11 protein-coding genes and 1 riboswitch are annotated in these 14,602 nt (G+C 75.9%); of the genes, 6 read left to right on the top strand and 5 right to left on the bottom strand.

The window, feature by feature from the left end; translation table 11 throughout:
- Positions 1 to 174 precede the first annotated feature (174 nt).
- Positions 175 to 648: a hypothetical protein gene (locus tag ACRWNP_RS01980; protein WP_431959090.1), complete on the top strand. Its 474-nt coding sequence runs from the start codon at positions 175 to 177 to the stop codon at positions 646 to 648.
- A gap of 147 nt (positions 649 to 795) precedes the next feature.
- Here ACRWNP_RS01980 and dnaN read toward each other — a convergent pair whose 3' ends face one another.
- Entirely contained in the window at positions 796 to 1,890 is a 1,095-nt protein-coding gene (dnaN, locus tag ACRWNP_RS01975) for a DNA polymerase III subunit beta (RefSeq protein ID WP_431959089.1), read from the bottom strand.
- Positions 1,891 to 2,329: 439 nt separating this feature from the next.
- On the opposite strand from dnaN, the gene ACRWNP_RS01970 reads away from it, so the two are divergent.
- Positions 2,330 to 3,052 (top strand): DUF4142 domain-containing protein, encoded by a 723-nt coding sequence (locus ACRWNP_RS01970; RefSeq protein WP_431959088.1) that lies wholly within the window; start codon positions 2,330 to 2,332, stop codon positions 3,050 to 3,052.
- 4 nt (positions 3,053 to 3,056) lie between these two features.
- Here ACRWNP_RS01970 and cobN read toward each other — a convergent pair whose 3' ends face one another.
- Positions 3,057 to 6,695 carry a cobaltochelatase subunit CobN gene (gene cobN / locus ACRWNP_RS01965; protein ID WP_431959087.1) on the bottom strand — a complete coding sequence of 1,213 codons (3,639 nt, stop codon included), beginning with the start codon at positions 6,693 to 6,695 and terminating at the stop codon, positions 3,057 to 3,059.
- A 52-nt stretch (positions 6,696 to 6,747) separates the two neighbouring features.
- Positions 6,748 to 6,832: riboswitch (cobalamin riboswitch) on the bottom strand.
- Between the two features lie 128 nt (positions 6,833 to 6,960).
- Here cobN and cobG point away from each other — a divergent pair.
- The 3 genes from cobG to ACRWNP_RS01950 are packed head-to-tail and all read left to right on the top strand — an operon-like array spanning position 6,961 to position 10,456.
- A complete protein-coding gene (gene cobG, locus ACRWNP_RS01960; protein WP_431959086.1) occupies positions 6,961 to 8,334 on the top strand; it encodes a precorrin-3B synthase in 1,374 nt (457 codons plus the stop codon).
- Entirely contained in the window at positions 8,331 to 8,963 is a 633-nt protein-coding gene (locus ACRWNP_RS01955) for a precorrin-8X methylmutase (RefSeq protein WP_431959085.1), read from the top strand. The genes cobG and ACRWNP_RS01955 overlap by 4 nt, the downstream gene beginning before the upstream one ends.
- 50 nt (positions 8,964 to 9,013) lie before the next feature.
- Positions 9,014 to 10,456, top strand: coding sequence for a precorrin-2 C(20)-methyltransferase (locus ACRWNP_RS01950; RefSeq protein ID WP_431959229.1), 1,443 nt, complete (start codon positions 9,014 to 9,016; stop codon positions 10,454 to 10,456).
- A 31-nt stretch (positions 10,457 to 10,487) separates the two neighbouring features.
- On the opposite strand, the gene ACRWNP_RS01945 is transcribed toward ACRWNP_RS01950, so the two are convergent.
- A complete protein-coding gene (locus ACRWNP_RS01945; protein WP_431959084.1) occupies positions 10,488 to 11,246 on the bottom strand; it encodes a cobalt-precorrin-6A reductase in 759 nt (252 codons plus the stop codon).
- On the opposite strand from ACRWNP_RS01945, the gene ACRWNP_RS01940 reads away from it, so the two are divergent.
- Positions 11,226 to 12,368: a cobalt-precorrin-5B (C(1))-methyltransferase gene (locus tag ACRWNP_RS01940; protein ID WP_431959083.1), complete on the top strand. Its 1,143-nt coding sequence runs from the start codon at positions 11,226 to 11,228 to the stop codon at positions 12,366 to 12,368. The genes ACRWNP_RS01945 and ACRWNP_RS01940 overlap by 21 nt on opposite strands.
- Positions 12,369 to 12,499: 131 nt before the next feature.
- On the opposite strand, the gene cobM is transcribed toward ACRWNP_RS01940, so the two are convergent.
- Together cobM and cbiE are read right to left on the bottom strand one after the other, a co-directional pair.
- A complete protein-coding gene (gene cobM / locus ACRWNP_RS01935) occupies positions 12,500 to 13,270 on the bottom strand; it encodes a precorrin-4 C(11)-methyltransferase (protein ID WP_431959082.1) in 771 nt (256 codons plus the stop codon).
- A complete protein-coding gene (cbiE, locus tag ACRWNP_RS01930; protein WP_431959081.1) occupies positions 13,267 to 14,505 on the bottom strand; it encodes a precorrin-6y C5,15-methyltransferase (decarboxylating) subunit CbiE in 1,239 nt (412 codons plus the stop codon). Before cbiE ends, cobM begins: the two co-directional genes overlap by 4 nt.
- Positions 14,506 to 14,602: the final 97 nt, after the last annotated feature.

Raw genomic sequence — 14,602 nt, 5'->3', positions numbered from 1 at the left:
ACGCGCCGTGCCGGTGGAGTGCACGGTCTGGGCCGCGGGGGACCGGCTTCGTGGTCGACGACACCGCCCTGAACACGGGCCGACACCCGCCTGCCCGCGGAAGATCCCGGTCGCCGAGAGGCGGCCGGGACCCTTTTGCGCGTGTGACACGTCAAAGCGGAAAGGAGGCCATCCATGCGTCATACGACAGCCGCGGCCGTCGCGGCGACCGCACTCCTGCTGACCGGCTGCGGAACGCAGTCCGGCGGCCCCGCGGGCGACAGCCCCAGCGGCTCCCCGAGCGGCACCCCCAGCGCGGGAACCGGGACCGGTACGGGCGGGGCCTGTGCGGCCGAGGCCGCGCTCACCGCCGCGGACACCGGCCGCACGGTCTGCGTCACCGCCGGCGGCACGGTCCGCGTCACCCTCGACGGCACGCCGGACCGCCCCTGGTCCCCCGTCACCAGCGAGGGCCACGCCCTCGCCCCCACCAACGCGGGCATCGGCGCCCCGCGCGGCGACACCATCGCCGCCTACCGCGCCACCGCCGCCGGCACGGCACGGCTCACCTCCACGCAGCCGCTGTGCGCCACACCCACCGCCCCGGACCAGGTGGCCTGCCTGGGACTGCGCGAATGGACGGTCACCGTGCGGGTCACCAACGGCTGAACGCGCCCTCAGCGCAAGGAGGTTGCACGGCGCCAGGCAACGGGCGGGGCACGGTGTCCCCATCGCCGGGCGAAGCGGCGGTGACGGATCGGCGCAGCCCGCCGATGCCGTCGCCGCCGGGAGCGGGCCCGCCCGTGCCGCGGGCGGTCACACCAGCGGCTTCACCGACATCAGCAGGTGCCGCTGCCTGCCGGACGGGTCCGTCAGGAGCGCTCGTTGGCCGGGGCCCAGGAGCCGGAACTCGACGACGGACGCATCGAAGGATGCCAGGGCGTCCACGAGGTAGGCCGGGTTGAACGCGACGGTCATCCCCTCGGCGCCGGCCAGGTCGGCCGGCAGCCGCTGCGAGGCCACGTCGTCCCCGTACCCGGCGCGCAGCTGGACCCGGCCGGCGGAGAACTCCAGTTGCAGCGGGCCCTCCCCCTCCGCGACGACCGCGACCCGCTTCACGGCCTCGGCCAACGGTTCCCGCTCCACGCTCGCCACGAGCGGGTCGGGCAGCGCGAACAGGGTGTCGTGGCGGGGCAGCCGGCCCTCCAGCAGCCGGGTCGTGACGTGCCGGTCGGCGTGCTCGAACGCGACGCGGCTCCCGTCCCACGCGACGCGGAGCGCGCCCGCCCCGCCGAAGGACCGGGCGATCTCGGCGAGCCGACGGGCCGGTACGAGGACGTCGGCCGTGGCGTCCGGCGCTCCGGTGGCCCAGTCCAGGGTGCGCACCGCGTAGCGGTAGCGGTCCGTCGCGGCCAGGGTGATCGTCCCCTCGTCGAACGCCAGCCGGACGCCCGTCAGGACCGGCAGGGTGTCGTCGCGGCCCGCGGCGGGCACGACCTGCGCGACGGCCGCGGCGAAGGCGTCCGCGTCCACGCTGCCGCGCGGTGGCGGCGACGGCGCGGGGGCGGGATGGTCCTCCAGCGGCAGCAGCGACAGCCCGAACCGGACGTCGCCGCAGGTCACGGTGAGGCGCGTGTCCTCGACCGCGCACTCCACCACACCCTTGGGGAGCACACGGCAGATGTCCAGCAGGCGCCGCCCCACGACCAGGGCCCGACCGGCCCGAGCGGTCTCCGCCTCCGCCGTGACGGCGGCGGAGGCGTCGTGGTCCGCCCCGAGAACGCGCAGGCACCCCCCGTCGGCCTTCAGCAGCAACCCGCCCAGCACGGGCACCGGGGACCGTGCCGGAAGCACGCGGGCCGCCCAGGCCACGGCGTCGGTGAACGCGCTCCGCTCGATGCAGAACTCCACGGTTCCGCCCCTCCCTCGTCGGTGACGGAAGCGACCCTAGACGCCGCCACTGACATCGGCGCCGCCCCGCGGTTCAGCCGTGGACCCGGGCGAGGGGGTCCCCCACGACACCCCGCGTCCCCCGGCATACGCACACCCTGCGGCCCGCCGCCACCGCCGGTGGGCCCCCGTACGGCGGACCCGGCAAACGCCCCGGGTGCCGGCGCGGTGGCAGACATCCGCCTCGCACCCCCGGCGGACGACCGCGTCACGGGGAACCGTCTCCCCCGCCCAAGACCGGGGAGCCATAACCCGCCCTCCCGCACCCCTTGCACAGGCGAAAGTTTGCACCGTATCAACTATCACCGCCCGCGCTCCGGGAAACCGCGCAGGAGTACCGCCGCGCCGCGACGGCCTCTACCGTCCGGAAGCGCGTACGAATCCCGACCCAGGAGGCGCGATGAAGGCCAACCGGTTCACGGCGGGGACCGCCCTGGTCGCCGGAGCGCTGGTGTGCACGATCGCCGCGCTCGTGTACCCCGCGATGTCCGGGGTGAAGGTCGCGGCGTCCTCCCCCGAGGCGCAGGCGGTGTCCACCCCGTACGGCCCGCTGACCCCCCTCGACCGGGAGTTCGTCGTCAAGGTGCGGCTCGCCGGGCTGTGGGAGTTCCCCGCCGGGCAGATGGCGGAGCAGAAGGGCACGACGCAGGCGGTCAAGACCGCCGGACGGCACCTCGTCGACGGGCACACCGCGCTGGACAGCGCCGACCGCACGGTGGCCGCGCAGCTCGGCATCCCGCTGCCCAACCAGCCCACGCCGCAGCAGATGGGCTTCCTCGGCACCCTGTCCTCCGCCTCCGGCGGCGACTTCGACAGCAAGCTCGCCAACATCCTGCGGCTGACCCACGGCCAGATCTTCAACACGATCGCCAAGGTCCGCTCCACCACCATGAACAGCCTCGTACGGCAGCTGGCCGACCAGGCCAACGACACCGTGCTGGACCACATCACGGTCATGGAGCGGACCGGGCTGGTGGACTTCCCGCAGATCGTCGCCCAGACCACCGCGAGCCCCACCACGGACCCCAGGGACCTCGTCGCACCGACACCCGTCCCCGGTGAGCCGACGCTCGTCGTCAACCCCTCGGCGGCGCCGCCCTCGGCCGCGCCGACCATCGGGTGAGCCCCTACTCGCCGCCCTCCAGGTCGCCCTCGGTCTCCAGGAAGGCCTGGCGGAGCCGCTCGACGACCTCCGGGTCGGGCTCGGCCCACATGCCGCGCGACTCCGCCTCCAGCAGCCGCTCCGCCATGCCGTGCAGGGCCCAGGGGTTGGCCTCCTGGAGGAAGGCGCGGTTCTCCGGGTCCAGGACGTAGGTGCGGGCCAGCTTGTCGTACATCCAGTCGGCCACGACGCCGGTCGTGGCGTCGTAGCCGAAGAGGTAGTCGACGGTGGCGGCCAGTTCGAAGGCACCCTTGTAGCCGTGCCGCCGCATCGCCGCGATCCAGCGGGGGTTGACCACGCGGGCACGGAAGACCCGGGAGGTCTCCTCGGCCAGGGAGCGGGTGCGCACCGTCTCCGGGCGGGTGGAGTCGCCGATGTACGCCCCGGGGGAACGGCCGGTCAGCGCGCGGACGGTGGCCACCATGCCGCCGTGGTACTGGTAGTAGTCGTCGGAGTCGGCGATGTCGTGCTCGCGGGTGTCGGTGTTCTTCGCGGCCACCGCGATCCGGCGGTAGGCGGTCTCCATCTCCTCCCGGGCCGGGCGCCCGTCGAGGCCGCGCCCGTAGGCGTAGCCGCCCCAGACGGTGTAGACCTCGGCGAGGTCGGCGTCACTGCGCCAGTCGCGGCTGTCGATCAGCTGCAGCAGGCCCGCCCCGTACGTCCCCGGGCGGGAGCCGAAGATGCGGGTGGTGGCGCGGCGTTCGTCGCCGTGGGCGGCCAGGTCGGCGCGGGTGTGGGCGCGCACGAAGTTGACCTCGTCCGGCTCGTCGAGGCCCGCGACGAGCCGCACCGCGTCGTCCAGCAGGCCCACGACGTGCGGGAACGCGTCCCGGAAGAAGCCGCTGATGCGCAGGGTGACGTCGACCCGCGGACGGCCCAGCTCCTGCGCGGGAACGGCTTCGACGCCGGTGACGCGGCGGGACGCGTCGTCCCACACCGGCCGCACGCCGAGCAGCGCCAGCGCCTCGGCGACGTCGTCGCCCGCGGTGCGCATCGCGCTGGTGCCCCACAGGGACAGGCCCACCGACCGCGGCCAGTCGCCGTTGTCCTCGCGGTAGCGGGCCAGCAGCGAGTCGGCCAGGGCCTGGCCGGTCTCCCAGGCGAGCCTGCTGGGCACGGCCTTGGGGTCGACGGAGTAGAAGTTGCGGCCGGTCGGCAGCACGTTGACCAGGCCGCGCAGCGGCGAACCGGAGGGGCCGGCGGGCACGAAGCCGCCGTTGAGCGCGTGCACGACGGCCTCGGTCTCGTCCGTCGTACGGGCCAGCCGCGGCACGACCTGCCGGGCGGCGAAGTCCAGCACCCGCGCCACGTCCTCGGGCAGGCCCTCGGCGACCCCGGCGACGGCCTCCGGCGCCCAGCCGGCGTCCTCCATGGCCTGCACCAGCGCGCGGGCCTGCTCCTCGGCGGCGTCGGCGGACACCCGGGTGGCCTTCGACTCGTCCAGGCCCAGGGCCTCTCGCAGGCCCGGCAGCGCGGCCGTGCCGCCCCAGATCTGCCGGGCGCGCAGGATGGCCAGCACCAGGTTGACCCGCTCCGCGCCGGTAGGGGCCTGGCCGAGCACATGCAGGCCGTCGCGGATCTGGGCGTCCTTGATCTCGCAGAGCCAGCCGTCGACGTGGAGCAGGAAGTCGTCGAACTCGGCGTCGTGCGGCCGGTCCTCCAGGCCCAGGTCGTGGTCGAGCCTGGCGGCCTGGATCAGCGTCCAGATCTGCGCGCGGACGGCGGGCAGCTTGGCCGGGTCCATGGCCGCGATCGCGGCGTGCTCGTCGAGCAGTTGCTCCAGGCGCGCGATGTCGCCGTAGGAGTCGGCGCGGGCCATCGGCGGCACCAGGTGGTCGACGAGGGTGGCGTGCGCGCGGCGCTTGGCCTGGGTGCCCTCGCCGGGGTCGTTGACGAGGAACGGGTAGATCAGCGGCAGGTCGCCGAGGGCGGCGTCGGGGCCGCAGGCGGCGGACAGGGCCGCGTTCTTGCCGGGCAGCCACTCCAGGTTGCCGTGCTTGCCGAGGTGGATCATCGCGTCGGCGCCGAAGCCGCCGTCGGCCCGCGCCGTGGCGATCCAGCGGTAGGCGGCGAGGTAGTGGTGGGAGGGCGGCAGGTCCGGGTCGTGGTAGATCGCGATCGGGTTCTCGCCGAAGCCGCGCGGCGGCTGGATGAGGATCAGCAGGTTGCCGCGGCGCAGCGCGGCCAGCACGATGTCGCCCTCGGGGTTGGCGCTGGTGTCGACGAACATCGAGCCGGGCGGCGGCCCCCAGTGCTCCGTCACGGCGTCGCGCAGTTCCGCCGGGAGCGCGGCGAACCAGCGCCGGTAGTCGGCGGCCGGGATGCGCACCGGGTTGGCGGCCAGTTGCTCCTCGGTCAGCCACTCCCGGTCGTGGCCGCCCGCGTCGATCAGGGCGCGGATCAGCTCGTCGCCGTCACCGGTGGGGGTACCGCCCGTGCCGGAGGCCACGGGGGAAAGGCCGGGGATCTCCTCCTCGGGCCCGAAGTCCCAGCCCTCGGCGCGCAGCCTGCGCAGCAGCGCGACCGCGCTCGCGGGGGTGTCGAGGCCCACCGCGTTGCCGATGCGGGAATGCTTGGTCGGGTACGCGGACAGCACGAGCGCCAGACGGCGCTGCGCGACCGGGATGTGCCGCAGCCGCGCGTGGCGGACGGCGATGCCCGCGACGCGGGCGGCGCGTTCGGTGTCGGGGGCGTAGACGGGCAGACCGTCCTCGTCGATCTCCTTGAAGGAGAACGGCACGGTGATCAGCCGGCCGTCGAACTCGGGGACGGCGACCTGCGTCGCGGCGTCCATCGGGGACAGGCCCTCGTCGTTGCCCTCCCACGTCTCGCGGGAGGACGTCAGGCAGAGCGCCTGCAGCACCGGCACGTCGAGGGAGGCGAGCGCGCCCGCGTCCCAGGCCTCCTCGTCGCCGCCTGCCGAGGCGTCGGCCGGGCGGGTCCCTCCCGCCGCGAGCACGGTGGTGACGACGGCGTCCACGTCGCCGAGGGCGTCGAGCAGTCCGGGCTCGGGCGCGCGCAGCGAGGCCACGTACAGCGGGAGCGCCCGGGCCCCGGCCTGCTCGATCGCGGCGCAGAGGGCCTCCACGAAGGCGGTGTTGCCGCTCATGTGGTGGGCCCGGTAGTAGAGGACGGCGACCAGCGGGCCCTCGGTGACGCCGGTGGCGCGCTCCAGCCTGCCCCAGGAGGGGGCGGAGGCGGGGGGTTCGAAGCCGTGGCCGGAGAGCAGCACCGTGTCGGACAGGAAGCGGGCCAGCTGCTCCAGGTTGGCCGTGCCGCCGTGCGCCAGGTACGCGTGGGCCTCGGCCGCGATGCCGACGGGGACGGTGGAGAGCTCCATCAGCTGGGCGTCGGGGGCCTGTTCACCGGTGAGCACGACCACCGGGCGGGGCCCCGCGAGCAGCGCGTCCAGGCCCTCCTCCCAGGCGCGGCGCCCGCCGAGCAGCCGTACCACGACCAGGTCGGCGCCGTCGAGGAGACCGGGCAGGTCGTCCTGCGGCAGCCGGGCGGGGTTGGCGAAGCGGAACGGGACCGGACCGCCGGCGGCGTTCGCGGCGCGGGCGCTGAGCAGGTCGGTGTCGGAGGTCGACAGCAGCAGGATCACGTCGGACGTGCCTTCCTCGGGGTCCGCGCCCCGGGCCGGTGGAGGACGGCGGGAGTTCCTGGCTCCCGAGGCCCGGCGTTCGCGCGCCGGCCCCGGTGACAGTGGCGGGACCGCACCGGAATCGCACCGGTTTCCTCCGCTGATGCCGTCGATGGCGTCGGGCGCGGCTGGTGACCTGCCCGCGCAGCATGTTAAGGGCTGGGCCTGCCGTTGGGGGCCCCGCGGCCCGTACGCCTCCGGAGTACCCGCGGGTATGCTCGCGGCCATGCCGTCGCCCTCCGATCCCCCCGTGAGCGGCGCCTTCGCCGCAGCGACAGCGGGGCGCGCACGCGACGACGCCTGCCCCGGCGCGCTGCGGCTGCACACCGCGGACGACGGCGCACTGGCCCGGATCCGCATCCCCGGTGGACTGCTGACGGTCCGTCAGGCAGAGGCGGTGGCGGTCGCCGCGGACCGTCTCGGCGACGGCCGCATCGACCTCACCTCCCGCGGGAACCTTCAGCTGCGCGGGCTGCGCGACCCCGGCGCCGGAACGGAGCTCGCGGCGCTGCTCGGCCGGGCGGGACTGCTGCCCTCATGGGCCCATGAACGGGCCCGCAACGTCGTCGCCTCGCCGCTCGCCGGGCTCGACGGCCGCAGCCACGGTGACCTGCGGGGCTGGATACGGGAGTTGGACGCCCTGCTGTGCGCGAGCGCGGCCGCAGCCGGACTGTCCGGACGGTTCCTCTTCGCCCTCGACGACGGCCGCGGTGACACCGCAGCGCTCGGCGGCGATGTGGCATTGATCGCGCGGCCCGACGCCGCCGCGGCCGAACTCCGCCTCGCCGGGCGGCCCGTCGCCCAGGTGCCGGCCGGCGACGCGCCGCGTTGGGCGGTGCGTGCCGCGGAGGGCTTCCTCACGCTCGCCGCCGAACGCGGCGCCCGTGCCTGGCGGATCGCGGACGTCGACCCCGCCGGGACGGAAACCGCCGCGCGGCTGCGCGCGGCGGGGGCTCCGCCCGCCGCGTCCGGCCCAGCGGCGGACGACACCGTGCCCGACACCGCGGGCGGCCCGCCCCTGCCCGGCCTCGTCCGGCACCCGGACGGGACCACCTGCGCGCTGTCCGCCGGCGTACGCCTGGGCCGCCTCACCACCAGGGCGTGGCGGCTTCTCGCGCGGGTCGCCGGGTCCGGCGCCGGCGAACTGCGCGTCACCCCCTGGCGCGGCGTCGTCCTGCCGGGGCTGCCGCCCTCCACCGCGCAGGAGGCGACGGAGGGCCTCACCGCGGCCGGGTTCCTGACCGGCGAGGACTCCCCGTGGCGCGGCGTGACCGCCTGCGCGGGACGCCCGGGGTGCGCCAAGTCGCTGGCCGACGTGCGTACCGACGCCCGTGCCGCGCTGCGCGAGGCCGCCCCCGAGCCCGGACACCGCCTGCTTCCCGTGCACTTCTCCGGCTGCGAACGCCGCTGCGGCCACCCGGACGGCTCGTGGGTCGACGTGGTCGCCGGAGCCGACGGCCGCTACCGCGTCGCCGTGGCCGGTGCCGTCCGCGGCGTCACCGCCGCCACCGCCGCCACCGCCGCCACCGCCACTGACCTGCCCGCCGCCCTGGACACCGCCCGCCGCACCAGTACCCCACCACCTTCGAGGACGACGTGATCGAGTACGAGAAGGACGGACCGGAGATCTACCGTCAGTCCTTTGCCATCATCCGGGCCGAAGCGGAACTGGACGGCCTGCCGCCGGACGTGGCGCAGGTCGCCGTCCGCATGATCCACGCCTGCGGCATGACCGATCTCGTCAGGGACCTGGCCTACAGCCCGTCCGTGGTCGCGGACGCGCGCGCCGCGCTGCGCGCCGGGGCGCCGATCCTCTGCGACGTGCAGATGGTCGCCAGCGGCGTCACCCGCAAGCGGCTGCCCGCGGACAACGAGGTCGTCTGCACCCTCTCCGACCCCGCCGTCCCGGCCCTCGCCGCCGAACTCGGCACCACCCGCAGCGCCGCCGCCATGGAGCTGTGGCGGGACCGGCTGGAGGGCGCGGTCGTCGCCGTCGGCAACGCCCCGACCTCCCTGTTCCGGCTGCTGGAGATGATCGAGGCGGGCGCACCGCGCCCCGCGGCGGTCGTCGGCGTGCCCGTCGGCTTCGTCGGTGCCGCCGAGTCCAAGGACGCCCTCGCCGCGCACCCCTCCCGGCTGGAGCACCTGGTGGTGCGCGGCCGACGCGGCGGCAGCGCCCTGGCGGCCGCCGCCCTCAACGCCCTTGCGACGGAAAGCGAAATCCTGTGACCACCGGCCGTCTCTACGGAGTGGGCCTCGGCCCCGGCGACCCCTCCCTGATGACCGTGCGGGCCGTGGACGTCATCCGCTCCGCCGACGTCATCGCGTACCACTGCGCCCGGCACGGCCGCAGCATCGCCCGCTCCATCGCCGCGGCGCACATCCGCCCCGAGCAGATCGAGGAGCGGCTGATGTACCCGATCACGACGGAGACCACCGACCACCCGGGCGGCTACCGGGGCGCGCTGGACGACTTCTACGCCGAGTCGGCGGAGCGGCTCGCCGCGCACCTGGACGCCGGGCGCACCGTCGCCGTACTCGCGGAGGGCGACCCGCTCTTCTACGGCTCCTACATGCACATGCACAAGCGGCTCGCCGACCGCTACCCGGCCGAGGTGATCCCCGGCGTCACCTCCGTCAGCGCCGCCGCCGCCCGCATCGGGCGGCCCCTGGTGGAGGGCGAGGAAGTCCTGACGATCCTGCCCGGCACGCTGCCGGAGGAGGAGCTCGCGGCCCGGCTCGCGACCGCCGACGCGGCGGCCGTGATGAAGCTCGGCCGCACCTTCCCCGCCGTGCGCCGGGCCCTGGAGAGGGCCGGGCGGCTGGCGGACGCGCACTACGTCGAGCGCGCCACCATGGACGCCGAACGCCTGGAGCGGCTGGCCGACGTCGACCCGGAGTCGGTGCCCTACTTCGCCGTCGCGGTGCTGCCCAGCCGCGTCGACGAGCGGCCCGCCGCGGACCCGTCCCCGGCGGACGGCGAGGTCGTGGTCGTCGGGCTCGGCCCGGCCGGGCCCATGTGGCTGACGCCGGAGGCGAGGTCCGCGCTCGCCGAGGCCGACGAACTCGTCGGCTACACCACCTACATGGACCGCGTCCCGGTCCGCCCCGGGCAGCGGCGGCACGCCTCCGACAACCGCGTCGAGGCCGAACGCGCCGAGTTCTCCCTCGACCTCGCCCGGCGCGGCCGGAAGGTCGCCGTGGTGTCCTCCGGCGACCCGGGCGTCTTCGCCATGGCCACGGCCGTGCTGGAGGCCGCCTCCGCCGAGCCCTACCTCGGCGTCCGCGTACGGGTCGTGCCCGGCATCACCGCCGCCCAGTCGGCGGCGGCACTCGCGGGCGCACCCCTCGGCCACGACTACGCGGTCGTCTCGCTCTCCGACCGGCTCAAGCCGTGGACGGTCGTCGAGGAACGGCTGCGCGCCGCCACGGCCGCCGACCTCGTGCTCGCGCTCTACAACCCGGCCTCCCACAGCCGCAGGACGCAGCTGGAGACCGCGCTGAAGGTGCTGCGCGAGGGCCGCGTGCCGGGCACGCCGGTGGTCGTCGCACGGGACGTCGGCGGACCCGGGCAGACCGTACGCGTCACGACGCTGGAGGACCTGGACCCGGCGACCGTCGACATGCGGTGCGTGCTGCTCGTCGGCTCGTCACAGACGCGGGCGGTACGGCGCGGCGACGACACCACGGTGGTGTGGACGCCCCGGCGGTACCCGGCCTGAGGCCCGGGCGGTCGCGGTCAGGTCGCCCCGCTCAGGCCGGCAGCGCGCGCAGCCACTCCAGCGCGCCCGGTACGTCCGGGACGACGGGCACGCCCCCCGGGACCGGCGGGCGCTCCACGACGACCACGGGCAGGCCCAGTTCACGGGCGGCCATCAGCTTGGACGCGGTGGCGGCGCCGCCGCTGTCCTTGGTGACCAGCACGTCGACCCGGTGCCGGCGCAGCAGCTCCAGCTCCCCGTCCAGGGTGAACGGGCCCCGGTCCAGCAGCACCTCCATCAACGGCGGGTGCGGCGGCCCGGGGGCGTCCACCGAACGCACCAGGAACCACAGGTCCGTGACATCCGCGAAGGCCGCCAGCCCCGTACGGCCCGTGGTGAGGAAGACCCGCCGTCCCAGCCTTGGCAGCACCCGGGCCGCCTCCTCCAGCGAGGCCACCGGGTGCCGGTGGTCGCCGGGACCGGCGACCCAGCCGGGGCGGCGCAGCGCGAGCAGGGGAACATGGGTGGCCGAGGCCGCCTCGGCGGCGTTGAAGGACATCGTCCCCGCGAAAGGATGGGTGGCGTCGATGACCACGTCGACCGCGTGCGCGCGCAGCCATGCCGCGAGCCCCGCGGGGCCGCCGAAACCGCCGGTGCGCACCTCCCCCGGCGGCAGTCGCGGCCGCTCCACCCGCCCCGCGAGCGAGCTGGTGACCCGCCACACCGCCGGGTCGGCGACCAGCGCCTCCGCGAGGCGGCGCCCCTCGGTGGTGCCGCCCAGGACGAGGACGTGCCGCTGTCTGCCGGTCATCCCCGCACCCTACGGTGCGCCGTGAGCGGCGGCCGGAGCGCCCAGCTGGAACGGACCGGGCTGCGGCACGGCTGGACCACCGGCGCCTGCGCGACGGCGGCCGCCAGCGCCGCGTACACCGCCCTGCTGGGCGGCGGGTTCCCCGACCCGGTGACGATCACCCTGCCCAAGGGGCAGCGGCCCGCCTTCGCCCTGGCGGTCGAGGAGCTCGGCGAAGGCTGGGCCACGGCCGGCGTGGTCAAGGACGCCGGCGACGACCCCGACGTCACCCATGGGGCACTCGTGCGGGCCACCGTGCGCCACGGCGCCCCCGGCAGCGGGGTCGTCTTCCGCGCCGGCCCCGGGGTCGGCACGGTCACCCGCCCCGGGCTCCCGCTGGCCGTGGGCGAGCCCGCCGTGAACCCCGTCCCGCGCACGATGATGCGCGACCACCTCGGGGAGGTCGCCGCGCGGTACGGCGCCGCCTGCGACGCCGAGATCACCGTCTCCATAGACGGCGGCGCGGAGTTGGCGCGTCGCACCTGGAACCCGCGCCTGGGGATCCTCGGCGGTCTGTCGGTGCTCGGCACCACCGGCATCGTCGTGCCGTACTCCTGCTCCGCCTGGATCGACAGCATCCGGCGCGGGGTGGACGTGGCACGTGCGGCCGGACGGACACACGTCGCGGGCTGCACGGGGGCGACGTCGGAGAAGGTGGCCGTCGCCGTGCACGGCCTGCCCGAGGACGCGCTGCTGGACATGGGGGACTTCGCGGGTGCCGTGCTGAAGTACCTGCGCCGCCACCCGGTGCCGCGGCTCACCGTCGCGGGCGGCTTCGCCAAGCTCTCCAAGCTGGCCGCCGGCCACCTCGACCTGCACTCCTCCCGCTCCCAGGTCGACAAGGCCTTCCTCGCGGACCTGGCCCGGCGCGGCGGCGCCGACGAGGCCCTGGCCGAGACCGTCGCCACCGCCAACACGGGCCTCCAGGCCGTCCAGTCGTGCCTCGCCCACGGCGTCCCTCTCGGCGACCTCGTCGCCGAGGCCGCCCGCCGCACCGCCATGGGCGTGCTGCGCGAGGCGCCCGTCACGGTCGACGTCCTCTGCATCGACCGTGACGGCACCATCGTCGGCCGCGCGGGCTGAGGCGCCCCGCGGGCGGGGCGTGGTCGGTGCGGCGCCGGATCGGGCTCGCCGCTTCGCGCCGAAGGCGCGAGACGGCGGGAAAGCCGGCCGCCCACCGGCACCACCACCAGCCCACCGGCCCCGCCCCGCGCCTAGGAGGGTGCGCCGCAGTCGGCCGCGTGGCGGTGGACGCGCTCGGCGGAGTACAGGTGGCTGTCGCGGAACTGCTCCGCGCCCAGCGTGCGGCCGACGATGATGACCGCCGTACGGACCACACCGGCCGCCTTCACCTGCTCCGCGATGTCCTCGAGCGTCCCGCGCAGCACCAGCTCGTCGGGGCGCGAGGCCATCGCGACGACGGCCGCCGGGCAGTCCGCCCCGTAGTGCGGGGTGAGTTCGGCCACCACGCGGTCGATGTAGCGGGCCGCCAGGTGCAGCACCATCAGCGCGCCGCTGCGGCCCAGGGTCGCCAGGTCCTCGCCTTCCGGCATGGGTGTGGCCTGCTGCGCGATCCGGGTGAGGATGACGGTCTGGCCGACGGTCGGCACGGTCAGTTCCCGCTTGAGGGCCGCGGCCGCCGCTGCGAACGCGGGGACGCCGGGGACGACCTCGTACGGGACGCCGGCCGCGTCGAGGCGGCGCATCTGCTCGGCGACGGCGCTGAACACGGACGGGTCGCCCGAGTGCAGCCGGGCCACGTCGTGGCCCTCCTCATGGGCCCGGACCAGTTCCTCGGTGATCTGATCGAGCGTCAGCTGAGCAGTGTCGACCAGCCGGGCGTCCGGCGGGCACTGCTCGAGGAGTTCGCGGGGGACGAGGCTGCCCGCGTACAGGCAGACCTTGCTGCGGGCCAGGACCCGCTGCCCGCGCAGGGTGATCAGGTCGGCGGCGCCGGGTCCGGCGCCGATGAAGTGGACGGTCATGGCTGCGCTCCCGCGGGTTTGACGGCGGACCACTGGGTGACGGGCATGGCCTGGCGCCAGCCCGTGAAGCCGCCGACCGGGGCGGCGTGCGCGACTGCGAGCCGGACGAGTTCGCCCCCGTGCGTCGCGTACCACCGGGCGAGCAGGGCCTCGGACTCCAGCGTCACGGTGTTGGCGACCAGCCGCCCGCCCGGCCGCAGCGCCGTCCAGCAGGCCTCCAGGAGGCCGGGCGCGGTGAGCCCGCCGCCGACGAAGACGGCGTCGGGGACGGGCAGTCCGTCCAGCGCCGCCGGGGCCGCGCCGGTCACCACCCGCAGCGATGGGACGCCGAGCGCGGCCGCGTTCCGGATGATGCGCTCGGCGCGGACGGGGTCGCGCTCCACGGTGACCGCCCGGCAGGCGCGGTGCGCCCGCATCCATTCGACGGCGATCGAGCCCGAGCCGCCGCCGACGTCCCACAGCAGCTCACCGGGCACGGGCGCCAGCGCGGCCAGCGTCGCGGCCCGCACGTGGCGCTTGGTGAGCTGCCCGTCGTGCTCGTACGCGGCGTCCGGCAGCCCCGGGACGAGCCCCAGCCGCGTCGCGGCCGACGCCGCGGCGCACTCCACCGCGGCGACGTTCAGCGGATCGCCGGGCGGATGCGGCCAGGCATCCGCCGTACCGTCCAGGATCCGTTCCCGCGTCGAGCCCAGCTGCTCCAGCACCCGCAACCGGCTGGCGCCGAAGCCCCGTTCACGCAGCAGCCCGGCCACCGCGGCAGGGGTGTCCGCGTCCCGGCTCAGCACCAGCACCCGGCGCCCGTCGTGCAGCGCGCCCGCCAGCGCGGGCAGCGGGCGCCCGACCAGGCTCACGACGTCGGTGTCCTCCACCGCCCAGCCCAGCCGTGCGCAGGCGTACGACACGGACGAGGGATGCGGGAACACCCGCAGCCGGTCCGTGCCGAGCACCTCGGTGAGGGTCCGCCCGATGCCGTGGAACATGGGGTCTCCGCTGGCCAGAACGGCGATCCGCCGCCCGGCGTGGGCGGCGATCAGCCTCGGCACGGCCGGGCGCAGCGGCGACGGCCAGGCGACCCGCTCGGCGGTGACCTCCGGGGGCAGCAGTTCCAGCTGGCGCGGGCCGCCGATGACGACCCCGGCGCCGGTGAGCGCCTCCCGCGACGCCGCGGGCAGACCGGCCCAGCCGTCGGCGCCGATCCCGACGACGGCCACGGGGGCGGACGCGTCGTCGTCCATCACGGTCACCTCGGAAGTCGGCGGAAACGGTCGGGCACAGCAGCCGCACTCTACGTGACGGGCCAGGTGGACCACGGGCCCGGGCCTCCGCGGACGG

The organism is Actinacidiphila sp. bgisy160, assembly GCF_965342435.1.
Classification (GTDB): domain Bacteria; phylum Actinomycetota; class Actinomycetes; order Streptomycetales; family Streptomycetaceae; genus Actinacidiphila.
The sequence above is the reverse complement of the archived record's forward strand: the minus strand, read 5'-3'. Positions and strand labels throughout refer to the sequence as shown.

What these genes read in the sequence shown, in the direction of transcription:
- ACRWNP_RS01980 (WP_431959090.1), top strand. Translation starts at nt 175, where the DNA reads ATGCGTCATACGACAGCCGCGGCCGTCGCGGCGACCGCACTCCTGCTG.
- ACRWNP_RS01970 (WP_431959088.1), top strand. Translation starts at nt 2,330, where the DNA reads ATGAAGGCCAACCGGTTCACGGCGGGGACCGCCCTGGTCGCCGGAGCG.
- cobG (WP_431959086.1), top strand. Translation starts at nt 6,961, where the DNA reads ATGCCGTCGCCCTCCGATCCCCCCGTGAGCGGCGCCTTCGCCGCAGCG.
- ACRWNP_RS01950 (WP_431959229.1), top strand. Translation starts at nt 9,014, where the DNA reads ATGACCGTGCGGGCCGTGGACGTCATCCGCTCCGCCGACGTCATCGCG.
- ACRWNP_RS01945 (WP_431959084.1), bottom strand. Translation starts at nt 11,246, where the DNA reads ATGACCGGCAGACAGCGGCACGTCCTCGTCCTGGGCGGCACCACCGAG.
- cobM (WP_431959082.1), bottom strand. Translation starts at nt 13,270, where the DNA reads ATGACCGTCCACTTCATCGGCGCCGGACCCGGCGCCGCCGACCTGATC.
- cbiE (WP_431959081.1), bottom strand. Translation starts at nt 14,505, where the DNA reads ATGGACGACGACGCGTCCGCCCCCGTGGCCGTCGTCGGGATCGGCGCC.